Source organism: Arthrobacter sp. NPDC056691 (assembly GCF_042791415.1).
Classification (GTDB): Bacteria; Actinomycetota; Actinomycetes; order Actinomycetales; family Micrococcaceae; genus Arthrobacter.
In genome coordinates this window covers 46,435-66,557 of the sequence record NZ_JBHTXX010000002.1, presented here as the reverse complement: position 1 = coordinate 66,557, position 20,123 = coordinate 46,435, and the positions used below count along the sequence as shown (strand labels likewise).

The window sequence follows — 20,123 nt, the reverse complement described above, 5'->3', positions numbered from 1 at the left end:
TTGCGAGGCTAGGGGGCGGTTGGGGTGTAAGTGATGAGTACTTTGAGGTTGGTGGGGTCGGTCACGGGTGCCGTGAGGGCGGCCGCGGCGTCTTCCAGCGGGAACGTGCTGGTGATGATGGTGGGAAGGTCCACCACGCCCGAGGATGCGAGGTCGATCGCCGCGGGGAAGGCATTCGCGTAGCGGAACGCGGTGACGAGGTCGATCTCGTAGCGCTGGAGGAACCCGAGCGGGATGCCGTCCACGGTGGGCTTGGCCTGGCCGACGACGGTGGCGCGGGTTGCCGGCGCCAGAGTCTGGATGCCGTCCGCGAGGGCCTTCGTGTTGCCGGAGCATTCGATGAGCCGGTCCATGTCCGCCAGGTCCAGCGGCGTGGTTGCGGTGTTGATGGTGCGGGTGGCGCCGAACCTGGCTGCTACTGCCAGCCGGTCGTCGTTGACGTCCGTCACGATGATTTCCGAAGCGCCCTTGGCAGCTGCGACCTGGGCCACCAGCAGCCCGATGGGTCCGGCGCCGGTGATCAGCACGCGGTGGCCCTTCCGGACCTGCGCCCGCTCCACGGCCCAGACGGCGACGGCGAGCGGTTCGATCGCTGCCCCGATTTCGGCCGGGATGGTGTCCGGCAGCCGGTGGACGGCGGCCTCGGGCACCACCACGTGGCGGGCGAACAGCCCGTCCGTGGGCGGGGAACCGAAGCAGGTTCCGGCCGGGCAGAGGTTGTAGCGCCCGGACAGGCACGTCGGGCATTCGCGGCAGGGCAGGGCCGGTTCAATGGCGACGGCGGTGCCTGCTGCGACTTTCGCGGCCGGTCCTGCGGCGATGACGACGCCGGCGCCTTCGTGGCCCAGGACTGTGGGCTGGCGCAGCACGTTGGTGCCGTTGCGGCCGTCGGCGAAGTAGTGCATGTCCGAGCCGCAGATCCCGCCGGAGCGCATTTCGACCAGCAGGTCCTGCGGGCCGAGGGCGGGCAGCGACCTGTGCTCGATGCGCAGGTCGCGGGCGCCGTGCAGCACCGCGGCCTGGGTGCCGGTGTGTAGCCCGGCGGCATTAGTTGCGGGTATGGCTTGGACGGTCATGGCGTGCTCCGTGTGGTTTGGAGGGACGGGGCGGGAGTGAGGGCGGCGTTGGCTTCCGCGATGGCGGCCAGCGGTCCGGCCGAGTGGATGATGTCGATGAACTCGCCGGTGCGTGCGATGAACTCGTCGCGTTCGGCCAGTTCCTCGCCGAGGAGATGGTGGCTACCGAGGACCTTGCGGGCGAGGTCCTGGCCCGAGCGGGATGCTGCGGCCAGTCCGGCCAGCAGACCCCGGGCGGGGTCCTCCATGGCGTGGGCCTGGGGTCCGGGATCGAACCCGGGCAGCGGGGCGACGCATGCGAGATACGCGGCGGTGGTGAGGGCCAGCAGCTGTGGCGTCCGGCCGTCGTCGAGCATTTGCAGCGCCGGCAGCGGGATCCGCTGGCGGAGTTTGACGGACCCGTCCGAGCCCACCTGGCTGGTGCGGTGGCCCAGGGCCGTGTTGCGCCAGCGGGAGAAGAGCTGTTCCTCGTAGGCGTCCACGTCCACGCCGTCCGGCACCGAGACGCTGGGCAGGTACTCGTTGCGCAGCACGGAGCGGGCGGCCAGTTCGATGGCCGGGTGCGAGACGGATTCAGGAATGGTGACGGCGCCGGTGAGGGCTCCGAGGTAGGCGATGAGGGAGTGCGTGCCGTTGAGCAGGCGGACCTTCAGTTGCTCGTAGCCGGCCACCTCGTCGGAGAACACCGCGCCGCCGTCCTCCCAGGTGGGGCGTCCGGCGATGAAGTTGTCCTCGACGATCCACATGGTGAACGGTTCGGCGGGGACAGGGATCCGGTCGCTGTAGCCGCGCTGGGACGTGACCAGGCTGCGGTAGTGGTCGGTGGTGGCCGGCACGATCCGGTCCACCATGGAGGAGGGGAAGCTGGTGCGCGTGTCAATGAAGGCCAGGGCCTCGGCGGCTTCGGCGGGCGGGAGCAGCGAGGCGAACTCGCGGACCAGCCGCTGCGTGTGGTGGCCGTTGTCGGCGAGGTTGTCGCAGCTGAGGACGGTCACCGGTTCGGCGTGGGTCCGGGAGCGCTGCTGCAGGCCGCGGACGATCTGCCCGATCGGCGTCTGCGGCGAGCCAGGGTGGGCGAGGTCGTGCCGGATCGCGGGGTCCTGCAGGTTGAGGGAGCCTGTGGCGGGCATGTAGTTGTAGCCGTTCTCCGTGACCGTGAGGGACACGATCCGCGTACCGGCGTCGCCGATGGCCCGGACCACCCGGCCCGGGTCGGCGGCGGCGGTGAACGCGTCCGTGTGGATCCGCGGAACCGAGAACTTGGAGCCCTCGGGCGAAATTTCCACCACGGTGTAGAGCATGTCCTGGACGTGCAGGGCGTCCGGGATGGCTGAGGAGCGGCTGGCGACGCCGATGATGCCCCAGTCGCCGCCGTGGGCGGTGACGGCGGCGTCGGTGTAGACGGCCTGGTGTGCGCGGTGGAAGTTGCCAAGGCCCAGGTGCACGATGCCGGCAGCCGGGGCGGCTGGCCGCCGCAGGATTCCGGGGATGGCCGCGGACAACGGGGGAATGGAGGTCATGGGTTACCAGTCCTTCATGGAGCCGTCGAGCTCCCGGGCGATGGGCAGGTAGGCCTGCTTGTAGGGGAACCGGGCGGCGGCGTCCTCGTCCACGTGCACGCCGAGGCCGGGCTCGTCGCCGGGGTGCAGGTAGCCGTCCTCGAAGCGGAAGCTGGACTGGAAGACCTCGGATACCAGGGGGTCGTAGCCCATGTATTCCTGGATGGCGAAGTTGCTGGTGGCCAGGCCCAGGTGGAGGGAGGCAGAGAGGTTGATCGGCGAGACGTCCGACGGGCCGTGCGGCGCGCCCTTGATCTGGTAGACCTCCGCCAGCGCCAGGATCTTGCGGACGTGGGAGATGCCTCCGGCATGGACGACGGCGGTGCGGATGAAGTCGATGAGGCGTTCGGTGATGAGGTGCTCGCAGTCCCAGACGGTGTTGAAGACCTCGCCGATGGCCAGCGGGACGGTGGTCTGCTGGCGCAGGGTGCGCAGCAGCCGCTGGTTTTCCGCCGGCGTGACGTCCTCCAGCCAGAACAGGTCCACGTCCTCGAGGGACCTGGCCAGCCGGGCGGCTTCGGTGGGGTTGAGCCGGTGGTGGACGTCGTGCAGGAGCTTGAGGTCCGGGCCCACGTGCTCGCGGACCCCGGCGAGGACCTTCGGGGCGTGGCGCAGATAGGCGGAGGTGTCCCAGTCCTCCTCGACGGGTCCCGCCCCCCGGCCGGCCGGCTCGTAGCTGGCGGCGCCCTTCGTGACACCGTAGACCTTGTCCAGGCCCGGGACCCCGGACTGGGCGCGGACGGCGCGGAAGCCCTGTTCGCGGCGGCGGTCCACGGAGTCGATGAGCTCGGGCAGGTCCCAGCCGGTGGCGTGGGTGTAGGTGAGGATCTTGTCGCGGGCGGCGCCGCCCAGCAGCTGGTAGACGGGGACGTCGAGTGCCTTGCCCTTGATGTCCCACAGGGCCAGGTCGATGGCGCCGATGGCGGCCATGGTTACCGGCCCGCGCCGCCAGTAGGCGCCCTTGTAGAAGTACTGCCAGGTGTCTTCGATCCGGTCGGCGTCCCGGCCGAGCAGGGCGGGGGCGAGATGGTCTCGGAGGTAGCTGGCCACGGACAGTTCGCGGCCGTTGAGGGTGGCGTCGCCCCAGCCGACGATGCCGTCGTCGGTAGTGATCTTCAGCGTGACGAAGTTGCGGCTGGGGCTGGTGACGAGGACGTCGACGTCGACGATTTTTCGGGTCATCGGGAAATCACTACATTCTTGAGTGGCTGGTTCGCGGACAGGCGGGTGATGTTTTCGGCGATCTCGAGGGCGCGGCCGCGGAAGGTTTCGGCGGTGACGCCGGAGGAATGCGGGGTCATGATGACGTTATCCAGGCGGCCGAACGGCAGCGCCGAGGGTTCGCCGCGGCCGTCGGTGCCGGGGTACTGGTACCAGACGTCGATGGCGGCGCCGGCGATCCGGCGTTCCTTCAGGGCCTCGTAGAGTGCGGCTTCGTCGACGACGGGGCCGCGGGCGACGTTGACGAGCTGCCCGTCGGGGCCAAGGTTGTCCAGTTCGGCCGAACCGATCAGGGAGCTGGTTCCGGCGTCGAGCGGGATGCTGACCACCAGCACATCGGATTCGCTGAGCGCCTCGCCCAGTCGGTCGGTGGTGCCGGTCCAGCGCAGGGAGTGTTCTTCCGCGTTGACGGATCCGCTCCGGGTGATGGCAATGCCTTCCGCGCCGAAGGCCTGAAGCAGTTTCCAGGCGGCGCTGCCGATGTGGCCGAAGCCGAGGAACGTCACCACCGCGCCGCGCAGCGTTTCCGGCTGGCGGATGTCCGGGGAGTAGACCGAGGAGGACCAGACGCCGGTGCGCAGCGCGGCGTCCTGGCCCAGCAGGTTGCGGCGCAGCGCTACGAGCACGGCGGCGATGTGCTCGGCGATGGAGCCTTCATGGTGGAAGGTGTTGGCGCAGACGGACCCGGCGGGAAGGGCGTCCGCATCGATGCCTTCGTAGCCGGCGCCGGCAACGTGCACCAGCCGGAGGTTCCGTGCCTCGGCGCCCATGGCTGCGGTGAACTTGGGCCCGACGTAGACGTCGGCGTCCTTGAGGTCGGTCAGGACGGAGTGTTCGTTCCAGCTGTCGTGCCAGGAGGCGACGGTGCCTTCGGGCAGCGCCGCCTCGAAGGTGGCGCGCTGGGGCATCAGGTTGGGGTCTGCGATGACGATTCTCATGGTTACTTTCCCTGGAGGGTCTGGCTGGCGGTGCGGGCGGCGAAGGTGGAGCCGCGCACGATGAGCTGCGAGTTGAGGTGGACCGCCTCGGTGGCGGTCGGCTTGCCGGCGATCTGTTCGAGGAGGAGTTCGAGGGCGAGGGAGCCGCTGCGGTTGATGGGGACCCGGACGGACGTGAGCCCGGGTTCGGCGGCCGCGGCGATGTCGAGGTCGTCGATGCCCACCACGCTGATGTCCTCGGGGCAGTGGTAGCCGAGGGTCCGGGCGCCGGCGAGCATGCCGATGGCGACGAGGTCGTTGTAGGCGATGACTGCGGTGGCGCCGCTGGCGACCACCGACGCTGCGGCGGCCAGGCCGCCGTCGACAGTGGCGTTCTGGTTGCCCACGGTGACCAGCTCGATGCCCCATTCGCCGCAAAGGCGGGTGATGGCAGCGAGGCGCTGCCCGTTAGCCCAGGAAGAGGCCGGGCCGGGAATGTAGGCCAGTTTACGGTGGCCGAGGGCGTACAGGTGCTCGACTGCCTGGCGGATTCCTTCGCCGGCTTCCATGAGTACGCGGGCGGCCTGGTCTGCCTCACCGTTGATGACGACCAGCGGCGCGTTGCCGGCCAGGTTGTGGATCTGGTCCGACGGGAGGCGCGGGGAGCAGAGGATGATGCCGTCCACCCCGGTGGCGAAGGCCGCGAGGTGGTCGCGCTCGCGGGCGGAGGATTCACCGGTGTCGGCGAGGACCATGCGGTGGCGTCCGTGCCAGGCCTGGTCCTGGATGGCCTTGATGAGGGCGGCGAACACGGCATTGGAGATGTCCGGGACGACCACACCGAACGTGCGGCTGCCGTTGAGTCCGGGCACGTCGTACCCGAGCTGGGTGGCGGCGTCCATGACCTTCTGGCGCGTTTCGGCGGCAAGGCGGCCGGGGTCGCCGAACGCCCGTGACGCCGTGGCGAGCGAGACGCCCGCGAGCTTTGCGACGTCCGTAAGTTTTGCCGCCATGCGGTCCTCCAGTTGCTTCGTTGAAACCCTTCTCCTCAAGTATGGAAAAACTTGTACAAGCTTGTCAAGAGTTTTCCATGAGTTGCATCACAGGACTGGGCGGAGGCGGAATCGGATACCGGGTGCGGTAATGGCGGGCGCGGGGTTAACGCAAGGACGACTTAACGCAAGAAGGACGACGGCGGGTGGTTCCGCCGTCGTCCTTTCCTCTCGTTTAGAGTTTTTGTCCAGATAATGGGCTCAAAACGCCCTTGAAGTCGCGACAGATGGACAAAAACTCCATCAGTAGGGGGCTTAGAGGTTCGCTGCGAGGTGCTCGCCTACTGCGAAGGCCCGGGTGATGGCCGAGCCCAGGGTTGCTCCGCCGCCGGGGTAGTTGTTGCGGAAAACGCCCGCGGAGACGTTGCCTGCCGCGTAGAGTCCGGGGATCGGCTGCCGGTGCCGGTCCAGGACGCGGCCGTTGAAGTCTGTGTCCAGGCCGCCTGAGGTTCCCAAGACGCCGGCGGAAATCCGGACCGCGTAGAACGGAGCCGAACTGAGCGGGGCCAGGCACGGGTTGGGGGTGTTGGCGGCGTCGCCAAGGAAACGGTCCTGCGGCGTGGCGCCGCGGTGGAATTCCGTGTCCACTCCCTTCGCGGCGCCTGCGTTGAACCGGGCCACCGTGGCGGCCAGCCCGGCGGGATCGATCCCTGCCTTGCCGGCCAGCTCGGCCAGCGAATCCGCAGCCGTCATCCATTCCGCCGGAGAGCCCGCTGGCGAGCCGGCCACCGGGTACTTCGCCAGGTACGCCGCATCGAACACGAGCCATGCCGGGTTGTTCTGCTGCCGGCCGGTGAGCGGGTCAATGGAGGCGAAGACGCGGCTGGCATCGTGGTAGTTCAGTGCCTCGTTCACGAAGCGCTTCCCGGCCGCATTGACGGTGATCGAGCCGGGGAGCGTCATTTCCACGTTGCCCATCCGGCCGGACCGCACGCCGTCGTACTCGTGCGCGGCCTCGGAAATCACCGGCACTCCCCAGATGGCTGTCATGTCGGCCACCGCGGCGCCGGCCTTCAGCCCCAGCTCCAGGCCGTCGCCCTCGTTGGACGGCGCGCTGATGGGCGTCACCGGAAACGGCAGGAACGCCCGGCGGAGCCGCGGATTCCACTCGAAGCCGCCGGAAGCGAGCACGACGGCGGCCGCTGTCGTCGTGCGGCCGGCTGCGGCGCCGCCGAGGGTCACCGTCCACCCGTCGCCGTCGCGGGACAGGTCCTCCACCGGGGCAGAGGCCGCAATCTCCACGCCGCGGTCCAGGGCGCTCGCCAGCAGCGACCCCACGAGGGCGCCGCCCATGGTCCGTACGCCCGTGGCGGCGCGCCGGGCCAGCAGCTCCGGGTCCGCCGCCCGGCCGTTAAGCCGGTCGCGTTCGGTCATGGTCAGCAGCGGAAAGTACGACGACGGCCGGATCGCCTCGGCGAGGCCCGGAAACTCCGACGGATCGAAGGCGCCGTTGTCCAGGCCGCGTCCGCCGTCGGCCGCGCCCTGCCATTCCATGTGGTAATCCGGGCGGGCGATCGGCGTCAGGGAGAGCCGGGTTTCGGCGTCGAGATAGGCGACGGCGCGCGGTGCATTGCTGACGTACCACTCCACTTCCGCCGGGGTCAGCGCATGCCCGGCGGCCGCGGTGAGGTACGCAACCCCGTCCTCATGGCTGTCCCGGTAACCGGCCTGCCGGGCGAGGTGGTTGTTGGGCGCCCACATCACGCCGCCTCCGGCAGCCGTGGTTCCGCCGAGCAGCGGCGCCTTCTCGGCCACCAGTACCCTCAGCCCGGCGTCGGCCGCCCGGATCGCCGCGACCAGGCCGGCCGCGCCGCTGCCCGCGACCACCACGTCATAGGTATCCGAGATGTTCCCGGCCGGAGTGAGCAGCGGTTTTGCCGAGGGGATCACGCCGTCGCTCCAGGCATGTCCACCACGATCTTGCCCACCGGCTCGGTGCGGCTGCGCATCAGTTCGAAGGCCTGGTGCAGGTCCTCGAAGCGGAACCGGTGCGTCATCAGCGCGCGGGCCTGGTCCCGGTGCCGGGCCAGCAGTTCCAGCCCTGCCGGGATGAGGTTCAGGCTGTTCCGGCTGCCCAGCAGGTCGATCTCCTTGAAGGGGATGGCGTTCATGGGGACGGCCGCGGTCCGCGCCGAGATTCCCACCTGGACCACCCGTCCGGCGCTCGCCACCAGGCGGACAGCGTTCTCCAGCGAGGACGGAACGCCCGTGGCCTCAATGACCAGGTCCGGCCCGGACGATTCCGTCAGCGCATCCAGCCGGAGGGCCTGGTCCGCGCCGGGAAACTCCGCGCCAGGAGAGACCAGCAGCGTGTCCACGGCGCCAAAGGCAGTGGCCAGCTCGAGCCGGCCGGGCTCGGTGTCGGCGCAGACCGCCCTCACGCCGAGATCCGTCAGGTACAGAGTGGCAAGCAGCCCGATCGGACCGCTGCCGAGCACCAAGGCCGTCTCGCCGGAAACCGGCCGGCCCCGGTTCACCGCCTGCATGGCGATGGACGCAGGTTCTGCCATGGCTGCGAGATCCAGTTCCAGGCCGTCCGGCACGGGGCGCAGCTTCGCCACCGGCACACTGAGCAGCTCCACAAGTGCGCCGTCCGAATAGCAGCCGATGCAGCCGATGTTCTCGCAGACGTTGAACCGGCCCAGGCGGCACGGCCGGCACTGTCCGCAGTAGATCATCGGGCTGACGGCAACGCGGTCACCGGCGCGGATGCCGGCGTCGTTGTGTCCAATGGCCTCGACGGTGCCGGAGAATTCATGGCCCTGGATGACGGGCAGCCCGGCCGGATAGTCGTCCTCCCAGATGTGCAGGTCGGTGCCGCACAGGGTGACGTTGTGGACGCGGACCAGGGCATGCCCGGCTTCGAGGGCCGGCTCCGGGACGTCCTCATACCGGATGGTCTCCCTGGCGACGGTGCGCGCGATCAGCATGACGCGCTCCTAGTTCCGTGCTGCGACGGCGTTGGCGCCTGCGTCGGCACCAAAGACGATGTTCCACTGCCGGATACTGCGCTGCGCCACGAGGCCGTTGCGGTAGAACGGGTCCTGATCCATCAGTGCCTCGACGTCGGCCTTCGAGCCAGCCTCGATGATCAGCAGCGCGCCCGGATCCTCCTCCGGCCCGAACGGCCCGCTCTTCACCAGGGTGCCGACGTCGAACTGCTCCTGCAGGAATGCCACGTGGCGGGGGCGGTGTTCGTCCCGGCCTGCGGACGAGTTGGCGGTGTAGGCGTAGGTGACGGCAAATGTTCCCATGGGTGGGTCCTCTTCGTTGAGCTGGTGGATGTTCCTTCCATGGTCGCCACCGGGATTGTGCCGCGTCCAACACTTATTTGGTCAATGAGTATGTACAGAAAGCACATAATGCACGACGCCGGGAGGCCGGGTTGGTGCCTCGGCCGGCTTGGGTGCGAGCGCTGCGGAGACCGGGTCAGCCAGCCGGGGTCGGGAGGACTTCCCCGGCGACGGCCAGGGCCAGCGCCAGGGCGGGGGAGGTGGCTGCCGGGTTCCATGCAAGGCCCGACTCCAGCCGCGGCGCCGTGCCGGTCAGCGGGATGAAAACCGTCCCGCCGGGCATGATGCTGGCCATGGAGGCAGGCATCAGGCTGACCCCGACGCCGCCGGCAACGAGCGACAGTGCGGTGTAGGGGTCGGTGACCTCCTGCGCCACCCTCGGCCGGAAGCCCGTAGCGGCACAGGCCGAGAAGATGGCATCGCGGAGCGTGGATCCCTGGGCGGCGCGCATGGTGACAAAACCGTCGTCGGACAGTTCGGCGAGCCCCACCGCCGGCCGTTCAGCCAAGGGGTGGTCCACCGGGACGGTGGCGCCCAGCTGTTCGAGCGCGATGGTGCGGGTGGCCAGCGCGCCCGCATCGAGCGGCAGTCCGACGAAGGCGAGGTCCAGTGAACCGTTCCTGAGTTGCTGCAGGGCGTCCTGGGTCAGCAGGCCGCCGGTGAGGGTGAGGTCAAGGGACGGGTAGCGGTGGCGGAGGGCGCGCGTGAGCGGGGGGAGGGTCCGGTGGTTCAGCGCCCCCGAGAACCCGATGCTGAGCCGGCCGTAGAACGTGCCGGGTTCGGTGATTGCGGAACGGCGCGCGAGGTCAAGTTCGTCGATGATCCGGCGGGCGTGGGGGAGGAAGGCGACACCCGCCGTCGTCATGGCCACCGACCGGGTGTTGCGCTCAAACAGATCCGAGCCAAGCTCCTTCTCGAGCTTCCGGATGGTCTGGCTCAGCGGCGACTGGGCCATGCGGAGCCGGTGCGCCGCCCGGCCGAAGTGCAGTTCCTCGGCCACGGCAAGGAACGCCTCGATCTGCCGAAGCTCCATCCAGTTCCTCCTGTGCGCCAAAATGCCCGGATACCGCGGATACCAACAACGCAGTTGGTGCCCTCAAACTAGCAATCTGAGGGCACCAACTGCTTGTTCGCGCTTGGCTGGTTGGAGTTTTTGTCCAGATAATGGGCGCTAAACGCCCTCGAAGTCGCGACACATGGACAAAAACTCCATGGGTGGGGCGGGGCTGTGGCTAACGGACCGGGTTGCCCAGTTCCCGCAGCGGGGTCTTGTGGGTTTCGCGGGCCCAGTATGCGCCGGCCACAGCCAGCAGCGAGGAAGCCGCGACGATCCAGGCGGCGGGGCCCCAGTTGGCCTTGTCGGCGCCGACCAGCGCGGTGCCCAGCAGGGGAGTGAAGCCGGCGCACAGGATGCCGACCTGCAGGCCGATGGCCATGCCCGAGTAGCGGACCTTGACGTTGAACAGTTCGGAGAACCAGGCCGGGTAGATCGCGTTGGACATCGAGTACGTGCCGGCGGTGATCACGGTGCTGGCGAGGAAGATCATCGGGATGTTGGCCGTGGAGATGACGGAGAAGTACACGAAGATCATCAGCCCGGATCCCAGCACGCCGGCGATGAACACCGGGCGCCGGCCGAAGCGGTCAGAGAGGCGTGCCAGCAACGGCTGGCTGAACATGGCGATGACGTTGCCCAGGATGCTCACCCACAGCATGGTCGACGCCGGGACGCCGACGGATACGGCATAGGCCAGGCCGAACGACTGCATGAACGTGTTGGTCACCGTTTCGAAAGACATCAGCGCAACCTGGAAGAACTGCGCCGGGTGGGTCTTGAACATCTTGGCGAACGGAAGCTTCACCAGTTCGCCGTGGTCGTGCTTTTCCTCGAAGACCTCAGGCTCCTCGAGGGAACGCCGGACCAGGTAGGCGACCACCAGCACCACGATGGACAGCCAGAACGGGATGCGCCAGCCCCAGGCTAGGCGTTCGGCCTCGCTCATGGCGGCCACGGGAAGGAAGGCGAGGGAGGCCAGGACGATGCCGGCGGAGATGCCGCTCATGGCAAAGCTGGCGAAGAAGCCGCGGTGGCCCTCCGGAGCCTCCTCGGTGGACAGGGCCGAGGCACCCGCCGTCTCCGCGCCGGCGGAGAGGCCCTGCATGAGGCGCAGGACAACCAGCAGGGCAGGCGCCCAGTAGCCGGCGGTGTTGAAGTCCGGGAGCGCGCCGATCAGGAACGTGGCCGATCCCATGAGCACCAGGGTCAGGACGAGGGTGTTCTTGCGGCCGATCTTGTCGCCCAGGTGGCCGAAGACGACGGCGCCGAACGGGCGGGCCACGTAGGCGACGCCGAACGTGGCAAACGAGGCGATGAGGGCGACGGTTGCATCGCCTGAGGGGAAGAAGATCTTGGAGAAGACCAGCGACGCAGCGGTGGCGTAGATGAAGAAGTCGTAGTACTCGAGCGCGCCGCCAAGGAAGGCGGCGAGGGCGGCCTTCTTGGCGCGCTTGAGTTGGTACTGCTTCGCCTCAGCGGTGACATTGGGGGCGAGATCGGTCATTGCAGGGGTCCTTCCGCACTGAAAGACGGGGTCCGGATTTTTATATTTGTGCGTATCGCGAACAAGAGTGCGATATGCGACTAGAAAAAGGATAGCGCAGAGTGAAGCGGCTCACAATCCGCTTTTGTTGCCGGCTCCCGGCCGGAGGTTGCCCTGCGCCCTGCCGGAGGGTGGCCCGTATTCTTGGTAGGTCAGGAACAGCGCGCAGCTTGAGGTGCAGGGAGCTCATGGACGAACAGCCGGCCTACTTTGTGAAATCGGTCGAGAAGGCGTTCGACGTGCTCCGGGCCTTCACCCCGAGCACTCCCCGGCTGACGGTGTCCCAGGTGGCCGCGGCGGCGGACACCACCAGGGCTTCCGCCCGGCGCTTCCTCCTCACCCTGGCCGATCTCGGGTACCTGCGGGCGGACGGGGCGCACTTCGAGCTGACCGCGCGTTCGCTGGACATCGGCCGGTCCTTCCTGGCTAACCTCGAGCTTCCGGCCATCGCGGACCGGCACCTGAAGGCGCTCGCTGCCGAGCTGAACGAGACCACGACCCTCTGCATTCTCGACGGCGCCGACGTCGTGTACGTCGCCTGCGTGCCGTCGCCCCGGCTCCTCAGCGTGACCATCACCGTGGGCACCAGGTTCCCGGCCTGGGCCACCTCCATGGGGCGTGTGCTGCTCGGCGCCCTGACTGAAGGGGAACTGGAGGCCTACTTCGAAACCGTGCGGCTGCAGAAACTGACCGAGCACTCCGTTGCCAGCCTCGACCAGCTGCGGGCCGAAATTGACCGTGCCCGGTCCAGGGGGTGGGCCATGGTGTCGCAGGAACTGGAAGAGGGACTGCGTGGCGTGGCGGTGCCGGTATGCCGCGGCCATGAGGTGGTGGCGGCCGTCAATGTTTCCCTGCAGACGCACCGCTCACCTGCCGAGGACATCGAAAAGTCAGTGGTGCCCCGCCTGCAGGCGGCTGCCCGGCAGATCGGCCTGGACTACGGCGGGGACGCCTCCGGGCTGCGGCGGGCCTGATGGCCAACTCGCCCTCCGGCGAATCCGTCATCCAGCGCGTCGTGAAGATCCTGGATGCCTTTTCGAAGGGCCGCCCGCGGATGTCGCTGAGCGAACTGGTCCGCGCCACGGGCATGTCCAGCAGTACCGCCCACCGGCTGGCCAATGACCTGGTGGACAGCGGGCTGCTGAACCGCAGCGAGGCCGGCGATTACGGCGTGGGCATGAAGATGTGGGAGCTGGCGTCCCGCAGCAATCCGCTCGAGGAATTCCGACGGCGGGGCCTTCCGTTCCTCGAAGGCGTCCACGCCGCCGTCCGGGAGCAGGTGTCACTCTCCATTCCCGACGTCGGTTCCGGCACCGTGCTCTACCTGGAGCAGCTGGACCGGCACGGCACCGCCACCAACCTTGCCGCGGTGGCCGGCAGGCTCCTGATCCACAACACCTCCTCCGGCATGGCCATGATGGCGCACATGCCGCGCGACGTGCAGGAACGGTTTCTGGCGGGCCGGCTGGAGAAAACCACGGCGGCAACGGAGACGGACCCGCTGCGGCTGCGCGCCCAGCTCGCCCTGGTCCGCGAGCGCGGCTACGTCCGCATGGCGGGCGTCCTGGTGGAGGAAAACACCGCCTATGCCGTGCCGGTCTTTGGCGAGGGCAACAGCGTGATCGGGGCGATCGCCGTCGTAATTCCGACGGCGGACGAGGACCCCAAGGTGGTCCTTCCCGTCCTGGTGGCCGCAGGGCGCGGCCTGTCCCGGACCATGGGCGCAGAACGCCGTCCCTACGGCACCCGTCCTTGGCTCCAGGGCGCCTGACCCGGGGCTTTAGCGGCCTTTCCCTTCGCTTACCGGGCCAGCCGGCGTCCCGTTGAACGGGAAGTTTCGCCCCGTCGCTTTGCTCTGCTCCTAGTGTTTTTCTCCAGGGCGACAGCCACCCGAAGCGGTGCACGCCCAAGCCTTTGGCCCCCGCCAACCTCGGTGGCGGCCGCCCTGGAAACTCAATGAGGAGAACCGATGGGACACGTCCAACCCCCAACCCCCGCTGCGGAAACCGCCGTCCTGGAGCAGGCTCTCGTGAAGCCCGCGGACAGCCTGCCGGCAAAGACCCCGCGGAGGGCCGCGCTGGCTTCCTTCCTGGGATCCACGCTGGAGTACTACGACTTCTTCATCTACGGCACGGCAGCAGCGCTGGTGTTCCCCAAGATCTTCTTCCCCGGCGGAGACCCGGTGGTGGCCCTGCTCGGCGCGATGGCCACGTTCGGCGTCGGCTATCTGGCACGGCCGCTGGGCGGCGTCATCATGAGCCACTTCGGGGACAGGATCGGCCGCAAACAGGCGCTGATGATCACGCTGGTGATCATGGGTGTTGCCTCCATCGGCATCGGCTTCCTGCCCACCTATGACCAGCTCGGCTACTGGGCGACGGCGCTCCTGCTGGCGGGCCGGCTGGCGCAGGGATTCTCGGCCGGCGCCGAGGCCGCGGGCGCGTCCACCCTGACCATGGAACACTCCCCGGATGGACGCCGCGGCTTCTTCACCAGCTTCGTGATGACCGGCTACGCGTCCGGCATGGTGCTCTCCACGGTGGTGTTCATTCCGCTCGCCGCCCTCCCCGAGGAGCAGCTGCTTGGCTGGGGTTGGCGCGTCCCCTTCTGGCTGTCCGCCGTGGTGCTGCTGGTCGCTTACTGGATCCGCACCCGGCTGGAGGAGCCGCCCGTGTTCGAGGAGACCGTGGAGGCGAAGAAGCCCAAGGGAATTCCGGCGGCCGAGGTGCTGAAAACGCAGTGGCGCGACGTCCTGCGCGTTGCCCTCGTGATGCTGTTCTCCGTCATGCAGACCACCTTCACCGTGTATGCGCTGGCGTACGCCACCGGCAAGGGCATCGGCCTGGACCGGACCCTGATGCTCACGGTCAACGCAGTCACCATCGGCCTGTCCATGTTCACCATCCCGCTGGCCGGCATCATCTCGGACCGGGTGGGCCGCAAGAAGGTGCTCCTGATGGGCTCCCTCGGCTGCGCCGTCACCGCGTTCGGCTACTTCTGGGCCATCAGTGAGCACAACATCGCCCTGATCTTCGTCTTCGGGTTCCTGAACATGTCCGTCTTCTACTCCTGCTGGAACGGTGTGTGGACCGTTTTCTTTCCCGAGATGTTCCCGGCGCCGGTCCGCTACTCCGGGATGGCCATCGGCAGCCAGGTGGGCCTGATCCTCACCGGCTTCGCTCCCGCCATCGCCACCGTCCTGGCCCAGCCGGGACCCGGCGGCTGGATCCCGGTGGCAGTTTTCACGGTGGCCTGCCTGGCGGTCTCCGCGGCCGCCATCGCCACTGCCCGCGAGACGCACAAGACTCCCCTCGAAGAGCTCGGCCGGCCGCGCCAGCGCACGTCCGCCTGATCCCCCGCCCCGCCCTTCCCGCCCCCGTACAGAGAGAAAGTTGGACCCATGACCCCGCCAGCAACCGCCCCCCGCACCTACCGAGCCGGCATCGTGGGCTGCGGCGCCATCTCCCGCAACCACCTCGAGGCCTTCGGCGCCCTGGACAATGTGCAGGTGGTCGGGGTGTGCGACATCGACCTGGACCGGGCACGCGCCACCGCCCGGAACTGGGACGTGCCGGATGCGGTGGACACCGTGGACGAGCTCCTGGCGCTGGGGGTGGACATCGTGTCCGTCTGCACGCCACACCCCACCCACGAGGACGTGGTGACCAAGGCCGCGGCGGCCGGGGTGCATGTGCTGTGCGAGAAGCCGATTGCCACCCGGCTGGACTCGGCTGAGCGCATGGTGGACGCGTGCGCGGACGCCGGCGTGCAGTTCGGGGCGCTGTTCCAGCGCCGCTTCTGGCCGGCCGCGCAGAAGATCCGTTCCGCCATCGACGACGGAACGCTGGGCCGGCCGCTCATGGCCCAGTGTTCGGTGATGCTGCACCGCGCCCCGGAGTACTACAACCGGGACGCCTGGCGCGGCACCTGGGAGAACGACGGCGGGGGCGTGCTCATGACGCAGGCCATCCACCAGATCGACCTGCTGCAGTGGTACCTCGGCGACGTGGCGGAGGTCTACGGGAAGGTCAACACGTTCCGGCACGGCGACTACATCGAAGTGGAGGACTCCGCCACGGCCGTCATCACCTTCACCTCCGGCGCCATGGCAACGCTGGAGGCGTCGACGGCGGTGTCCCCCAACCTGGGCATCCAGCTCCGGATCACCGGCGAAACGGGTGCCTCGGCGTCGCTGACGGAATTCCCCGAGGGCAGCGACGGCCGGCTGGACCTGTGGGCTGTCGGCGAAAAGATCACCGTGGAGCCCGTCCATCCCGAGGGCGTGGAGCCCAACATTGACCTCTCCACCATCAACGGGCAGCTGATTCCGCACCACACCAGCCAGGTCCGCGACTTCGTGCAGGCACTGGACGCCGGCACCGAGCCCGCCATCACCGGCAAGGACGCCCTCAAATCGCTGCGGATCCTGCTGGCGGTCTATGAATCCGCACGCACCGGCCGCCCCGTCCGGTTCGCCGACGTCGAGGCTCCGGTCCGAGTCCAGGTGCCGGCCGACGTCGAGGTTTCAGCGGGCACCCGCATGGCCGCGGCGGCGGCAGGCTGAGCCATGACGGAGCACAACACCCGCCACGCAGCCCGCCCCCTCATCCTGGGCCGGAACGGCCGCACGCCGCGGACCCTCCGCAACCGGCTCGCCTCCGCCCCGATGGAACGCAACTACGGGACGGCGGACGGGAACATCACCGAGCAGTACATCGACTACCTCCTCACGCGTGCCAGAGCCGGTCTGGGCATGGTCACCACCGAAGCCACGTATGTGCGGGCCGACGGCAAGGGCCGCACGCACCAGCTGGGCCTGCACACCGACGCCATGATTCCCGGGCTGCGCAGGCTCACCGACGCGCTGCACGCGGAAAGTGCGCTGGCCGCCGTCGAACTTAACCACGGCGGCCGGACTGCCCAGGCGGCGGTGTCCGGGCATAAGAACGTGGCGCCGTCGCCGGTGCCGTGCGCGGTGGCCGGCGGGGAGGTCCCGCGGGAACTGACCGCCGGCGAATGCCATGATCTTGTGGCGTCCTATGCCGCGGCGGCGCGCCGGGCAGTGGCTGCGGGCTTCGACGTGATCAACATCCACGGCGCGCACGGCTACCTGATCCACCAGTTCATGTCCCCCATCTCCAACCACCGCACGGATGAGTTCGCCGCGCCTGAGCACTTCCTGAACCTGGTCATCGACGCCGTCCGTGAGGCTGCGCCGGACGCCATCGTGGGCGTGCGGGTGTCCGTCGTCGAGGGCCCGGCGGATGGCATCAGCGCCGCGGACCAGGTGGCCATCATGGCCAAGGCGCACCTGGACCAGCTGGACTTCCTTGACCTGTCCGCCGGCAGCTACGACGCCGGCGAATGGATCGTGCAGCCCGGCGAGTGGAAGCCCGGCCTGCTCCGCGACTACGCCACGGCGTACCGCCGGTTCGGGCTTCCGCTGGGCATGGCAGGGAGGCTGAACTCGCCGGCCGTCATCGAGGAAGTTATCGGCGGCGGCGCCTGCGATTTCGTCAGCCTGGCGCGCGCCATCCACGCTGACCCCGCTTTCGTCGGGGGCGTGCTGCGCGGCGAGGCCTACCGTCCCTGCATCGCCTGCAACGTCTGCATCGACACCCTCGGCCAGGGGCAGGTCACGTGCACCGTCAACCCCGCCGTCGGGCGCTCGCGGATTCCGCTTCCGACGCCGGGGGTGCGGCCGGGTGCCCGGGTTGCCGTTGTGGGGGCCGGCCCCGCCGGCCTCACCGCCGCCCGGGAACTTGCCCTGGCAGGGGCGCAGGTCACCGTGCTCGACGGCGGCGCCCGGCTTGGCGGGCAGCTCGCCCTCGCGGAACAAATGAAATCCACCCCGGATTTCCACCGCTTCACCGACTGGTCGGCGGCCGAGAATGCGCGGCTGGGTATCGACGTCCGGCTGGGCAACCCGGTGGATCCGGGCGACGTCGGTGCGCTGGTCCGGGAAACCGGGGCCGACGCCGTCGTGCTGGCCACCGGGGGAACCCTGCCCGGCGCAGGCTTCCCCGGCGCCGGCCGGCCCGGCGTGACGGACGTGCGCGACTGGCTCGCGGACCACCCGGAGGTATTGGAGGGTAAGGACGTTCCGGACGCCGTGACCATCTGGGGTGCGGACTCGGTGGCCATGAGCCTGGCGGACACCCTCGCGGACCGCGGCACCGCCGTGCTGCTGGTGGGGCCGCAGGAGGTCCTCGCGCCGGAATCCGGGCGGCGGGCGAAAATCCTTGCCGTGCCCCGGCTCGAACAGAATCCGCGGGTGCGGATCCGGCTGGGTGCCACGATCGAGGAATACGACGGCGGCCGGATCCGGATTTCGGGCACCGCCGGAGACGGGGCCGGTTCCGAATGGCTGGAGGCACCGGGAAGCCTCCTGGTGTCCCGCTCAGTGCTGCCGCTGGCCGGATCCGTGCCCGCGGCGGACCGTGAGGCGGACCTGGCCCGGGAGGCCGGCGTGCCGGTTGCGTTGGCTGGGACGGTGGTGGACCGCACTCCGGCCATCGCTTCCAACGCGGTGAAGAGCGGCTACGACGCCGCGCAGCGCATCGCCGCGGCGCTTGCCGATCAGGCAGCGCTTGTCGAACATACAGGGCTCGCCGCCGAGCCCGTCCGCCCCATCGAACTGAGCATGAACGGAGCAGCATCATGAGCGTACCGCGCCGCCCGCTGGGCCTGGCCCAGCTCTCCCTCCTGAACACCGCCCCGCCCGAGCTGGTGACCATCGCCGCGGACGCCGGCTTCGATTTCATCGGCGCCCGTGTCCGTCCCGTCACTCCCGGCGAGCGGCCCTACGACCTGCAGCCGGGATCACCGATGCTGAAGGAGACCCTGGCCCGGATGGACGGCACCGGGGTCACGGTCCGCGACATCGAGTTCCTGCTGCTCGACGGCACCGACCAGCGCGACGCATGGCGGGCCATGATGGAGGCCGGGCAGGCCCTCGGCGCGGCATCCCTGACGGTGGCCGCGTCCGACCCCGACCCCGCCCGCCTGGCCGACACGCTGGCCCGCATGGCTGAGGACGGCCGCAGCTACGGCATCGTTCCCACCCTTGAGCCCATCTCCTACCAGGCGGTGAACTCCATCCCCGCCGCGGTGGCCCTGGCCCGCGCCTCGGGCTGCCGGATCGTGGTGGACGCGCTGCACCTGAACCGGTTCGGGGCGGTTCCGGGGTCCGCGCAATGGCATGACCTCGAGGCGAACCTGGACCTGGTGCCGCTGCTGCAGCTGTGCGACGGGCCGGCACAGCGTCCGGCCGACCGGGCGGCGCTGGTGGCGGAGTCACGCTCGGAACGCGGTGTCCCCGGCGAAGGCGGCTTCGACCTGGCCGCCCTGGTCAACGTTTTCCCCGCTGATGTTCCGGTGAGCGTCGAGGTGCCGTCGGACAGCACGGTGGCCCGGCTGGGAGAGCTGGGCTGGGCCCGGAAGCTGCAGGAAGCCGCCACGGCCGTCCTGGCATCCGCCTCAGGAAAAACAACCGGGAAGCCAGCAACCGAGAAAGTGGGAACAGCATGACGGAAACAGCAGCCGAAGCAACCGGAACGGCGGCACCGGGAACCACAGCGGAACCGCGCACGACGGCGGAACTGGCGCCCGGCGTCGTTATTCCACTGATCGGCCTGGGCACCTGGCCCATGGCCGGCGGGGAAGCCACCGGCGCCGTGGCCCGCGCCATAGCCAACGGGTACCGCCACATCGATACAGCCGAAAATTACAACAATGAAGAAGCCGTGGGGGAGGGCATCCGCCGCAGCGGCATCGACCGCGGGGACCTGTTCCTTACCACCAAGTTCAACAGGCAGTGGCATGGCCGGACGGCTGTGCGCGAGGCCTTTGGCGCGGCAACCCGGCGGCTTGGGACCGAGTATCTGGACCTCTTCCTGATCCACTGGCCGAATCCTTCCCAGGGCCGCTTTGTCGAAGCAGCGGAGGGGCTCACCCGGCTGGCCGAGGAGGGGCTGATCAGGTGTTGGGGCGTGTCCAACTTCAAACCGGCCCACCTGCGGGAGCTGCAGGCGGCAGGGCTGGAAGTCCCGGTCAACCAGGTGCAGATCGATCCGGAAACCCAGCAGCCGGACCAGCTGGCTTTCCACCGAGGGCACGGCATCGTCACGGCCGCTTACAGCCCCCTGGGCCGCAACGGCTCCTTCCTCTCGGCCCCTGTAGTCACCGGTCCCGGCGCCGAATACGACAGGACGCCGGCGCAGGTGGTGCTCCGCTGGCAGGTCCAGTCCGGCCGGGTGGCCATCCCCAAATCGGCGGACGACCGGCGGCAGCGCGAGAACCTCGACGTCTTCGGCTTTGCCCTCACCGAGGCGGAAATGGCCGGCATCGACGCCCTCGACACCGGCGCACCGCCGCGGCTGGACTCAGACGAATTCGGACACTGA

Annotated in this window: 17 protein-coding genes; 7 read left to right on the top strand and 10 right to left on the bottom strand. The window is 69.1% G+C overall.

The features are described from left to right. Positions 1 to 8 precede the first annotated feature (8 nt). The 10 genes from ACFRAU_RS02265 to ACFRAU_RS02220 form a co-directional block, all read right to left on the bottom strand. Positions 9 to 1,076: an NAD(P)-dependent alcohol dehydrogenase gene (locus tag ACFRAU_RS02265; RefSeq protein WP_377998628.1), complete on the bottom strand. Its 1,068-nt coding sequence runs from the start codon at positions 1,074 to 1,076 to the stop codon at positions 9 to 11. Beyond that, positions 1,073 to 2,596 (bottom strand): mannitol dehydrogenase family protein, encoded by a 1,524-nt coding sequence (locus tag ACFRAU_RS02260; protein ID WP_377998627.1) that lies wholly within the window; start codon positions 2,594 to 2,596, stop codon positions 1,073 to 1,075. Before ACFRAU_RS02260 ends, ACFRAU_RS02265 begins: the two co-directional genes overlap by 4 nt. Positions 2,597 to 2,599: 3 nt before the next feature. After that, positions 2,600 to 3,817, bottom strand: a complete 1,218-nt coding sequence (manD, locus tag ACFRAU_RS02255; RefSeq protein ID WP_377998626.1) for a D-mannonate dehydratase ManD — start codon at positions 3,815 to 3,817, stop codon at positions 2,600 to 2,602. Next, positions 3,814 to 4,794 (bottom strand): 2-hydroxyacid dehydrogenase, encoded by a 981-nt coding sequence (locus ACFRAU_RS02250; protein ID WP_377998625.1) that lies wholly within the window; start codon positions 4,792 to 4,794, stop codon positions 3,814 to 3,816. The genes manD and ACFRAU_RS02250 overlap by 4 nt, the downstream gene beginning before the upstream one ends. Positions 4,795 to 4,796: 2 nt before the next feature. Then, positions 4,797 to 5,786 carry a LacI family DNA-binding transcriptional regulator gene (locus tag ACFRAU_RS02245; RefSeq protein WP_377996509.1) on the bottom strand — a complete coding sequence of 330 codons (990 nt, stop codon included), beginning with the start codon at positions 5,784 to 5,786 and terminating at the stop codon, positions 4,797 to 4,799. A gap of 294 nt (positions 5,787 to 6,080) precedes the next feature. Next, positions 6,081 to 7,715: an FAD-dependent oxidoreductase gene (locus ACFRAU_RS02240; protein WP_377998624.1), complete on the bottom strand. Its 1,635-nt coding sequence runs from the start codon at positions 7,713 to 7,715 to the stop codon at positions 6,081 to 6,083. Beyond that, entirely contained in the window at positions 7,712 to 8,755 is a 1,044-nt protein-coding gene (locus ACFRAU_RS02235) for an alcohol dehydrogenase catalytic domain-containing protein (RefSeq protein WP_377998623.1), read from the bottom strand. Before ACFRAU_RS02235 ends, ACFRAU_RS02240 begins: the two co-directional genes overlap by 4 nt. A gap of 9 nt (positions 8,756 to 8,764) precedes the next feature. Continuing rightward, entirely contained in the window at positions 8,765 to 9,079 is a 315-nt protein-coding gene (locus tag ACFRAU_RS02230; RefSeq protein WP_377996503.1) for a YciI family protein, read from the bottom strand. A 175-nt stretch (positions 9,080 to 9,254) separates the two neighbouring features. After that, a complete protein-coding gene (locus ACFRAU_RS02225; RefSeq protein ID WP_377998622.1) occupies positions 9,255 to 10,151 on the bottom strand; it encodes a LysR family transcriptional regulator in 897 nt (298 codons plus the stop codon). A gap of 199 nt (positions 10,152 to 10,350) precedes the next feature. Then, positions 10,351 to 11,679 (bottom strand): MFS transporter, encoded by a 1,329-nt coding sequence (locus ACFRAU_RS02220; protein WP_377998621.1) that lies wholly within the window; start codon positions 11,677 to 11,679, stop codon positions 10,351 to 10,353. A gap of 227 nt (positions 11,680 to 11,906) precedes the next feature. Here ACFRAU_RS02220 and ACFRAU_RS02215 point away from each other — a divergent pair, with 227 nt between their 5' ends. The 7 genes from ACFRAU_RS02215 (at position 11,907) to ACFRAU_RS02185 (ending at position 20,123) form a co-directional block, all read left to right on the top strand. Beyond that, complete coding sequence (locus tag ACFRAU_RS02215; RefSeq protein ID WP_377998620.1) at positions 11,907 to 12,692, top strand: IclR family transcriptional regulator C-terminal domain-containing protein; 786 nt, start codon at positions 11,907 to 11,909, stop codon at positions 12,690 to 12,692. Beyond that, positions 12,692 to 13,489, top strand: a complete 798-nt coding sequence (locus ACFRAU_RS02210) for an IclR family transcriptional regulator (protein WP_377996496.1) — start codon at positions 12,692 to 12,694, stop codon at positions 13,487 to 13,489. Before ACFRAU_RS02215 ends, ACFRAU_RS02210 begins: the two co-directional genes overlap by 1 nt. 198 nt (positions 13,490 to 13,687) lie before the next feature. Continuing rightward, complete coding sequence (locus ACFRAU_RS02205; RefSeq protein WP_377998619.1) at positions 13,688 to 15,070, top strand: MFS transporter; 1,383 nt, start codon at positions 13,688 to 13,690, stop codon at positions 15,068 to 15,070. Positions 15,071 to 15,118: 48 nt separating this feature from the next. Further along, positions 15,119 to 16,282, top strand: a complete 1,164-nt coding sequence (locus tag ACFRAU_RS02200) for a Gfo/Idh/MocA family protein (protein ID WP_377998618.1) — start codon at positions 15,119 to 15,121, stop codon at positions 16,280 to 16,282. 3 nt (positions 16,283 to 16,285) lie between these two features. Then, positions 16,286 to 18,382 carry an FAD-dependent oxidoreductase gene (locus tag ACFRAU_RS02195; protein WP_377998617.1) on the top strand — a complete coding sequence of 699 codons (2,097 nt, stop codon included), beginning with the start codon at positions 16,286 to 16,288 and terminating at the stop codon, positions 18,380 to 18,382. Beyond that, positions 18,379 to 19,248 (top strand): sugar phosphate isomerase/epimerase family protein, encoded by an 870-nt coding sequence (locus tag ACFRAU_RS02190; RefSeq protein WP_377998616.1) that lies wholly within the window; start codon positions 18,379 to 18,381, stop codon positions 19,246 to 19,248. Before ACFRAU_RS02195 ends, ACFRAU_RS02190 begins: the two co-directional genes overlap by 4 nt. Further along, on the top strand, positions 19,245 to 20,123 hold the full coding sequence (locus tag ACFRAU_RS02185; protein ID WP_377998615.1) for an aldo/keto reductase: 879 nt from the start codon (positions 19,245 to 19,247) through the stop codon (positions 20,121 to 20,123). Before ACFRAU_RS02190 ends, ACFRAU_RS02185 begins: the two co-directional genes overlap by 4 nt.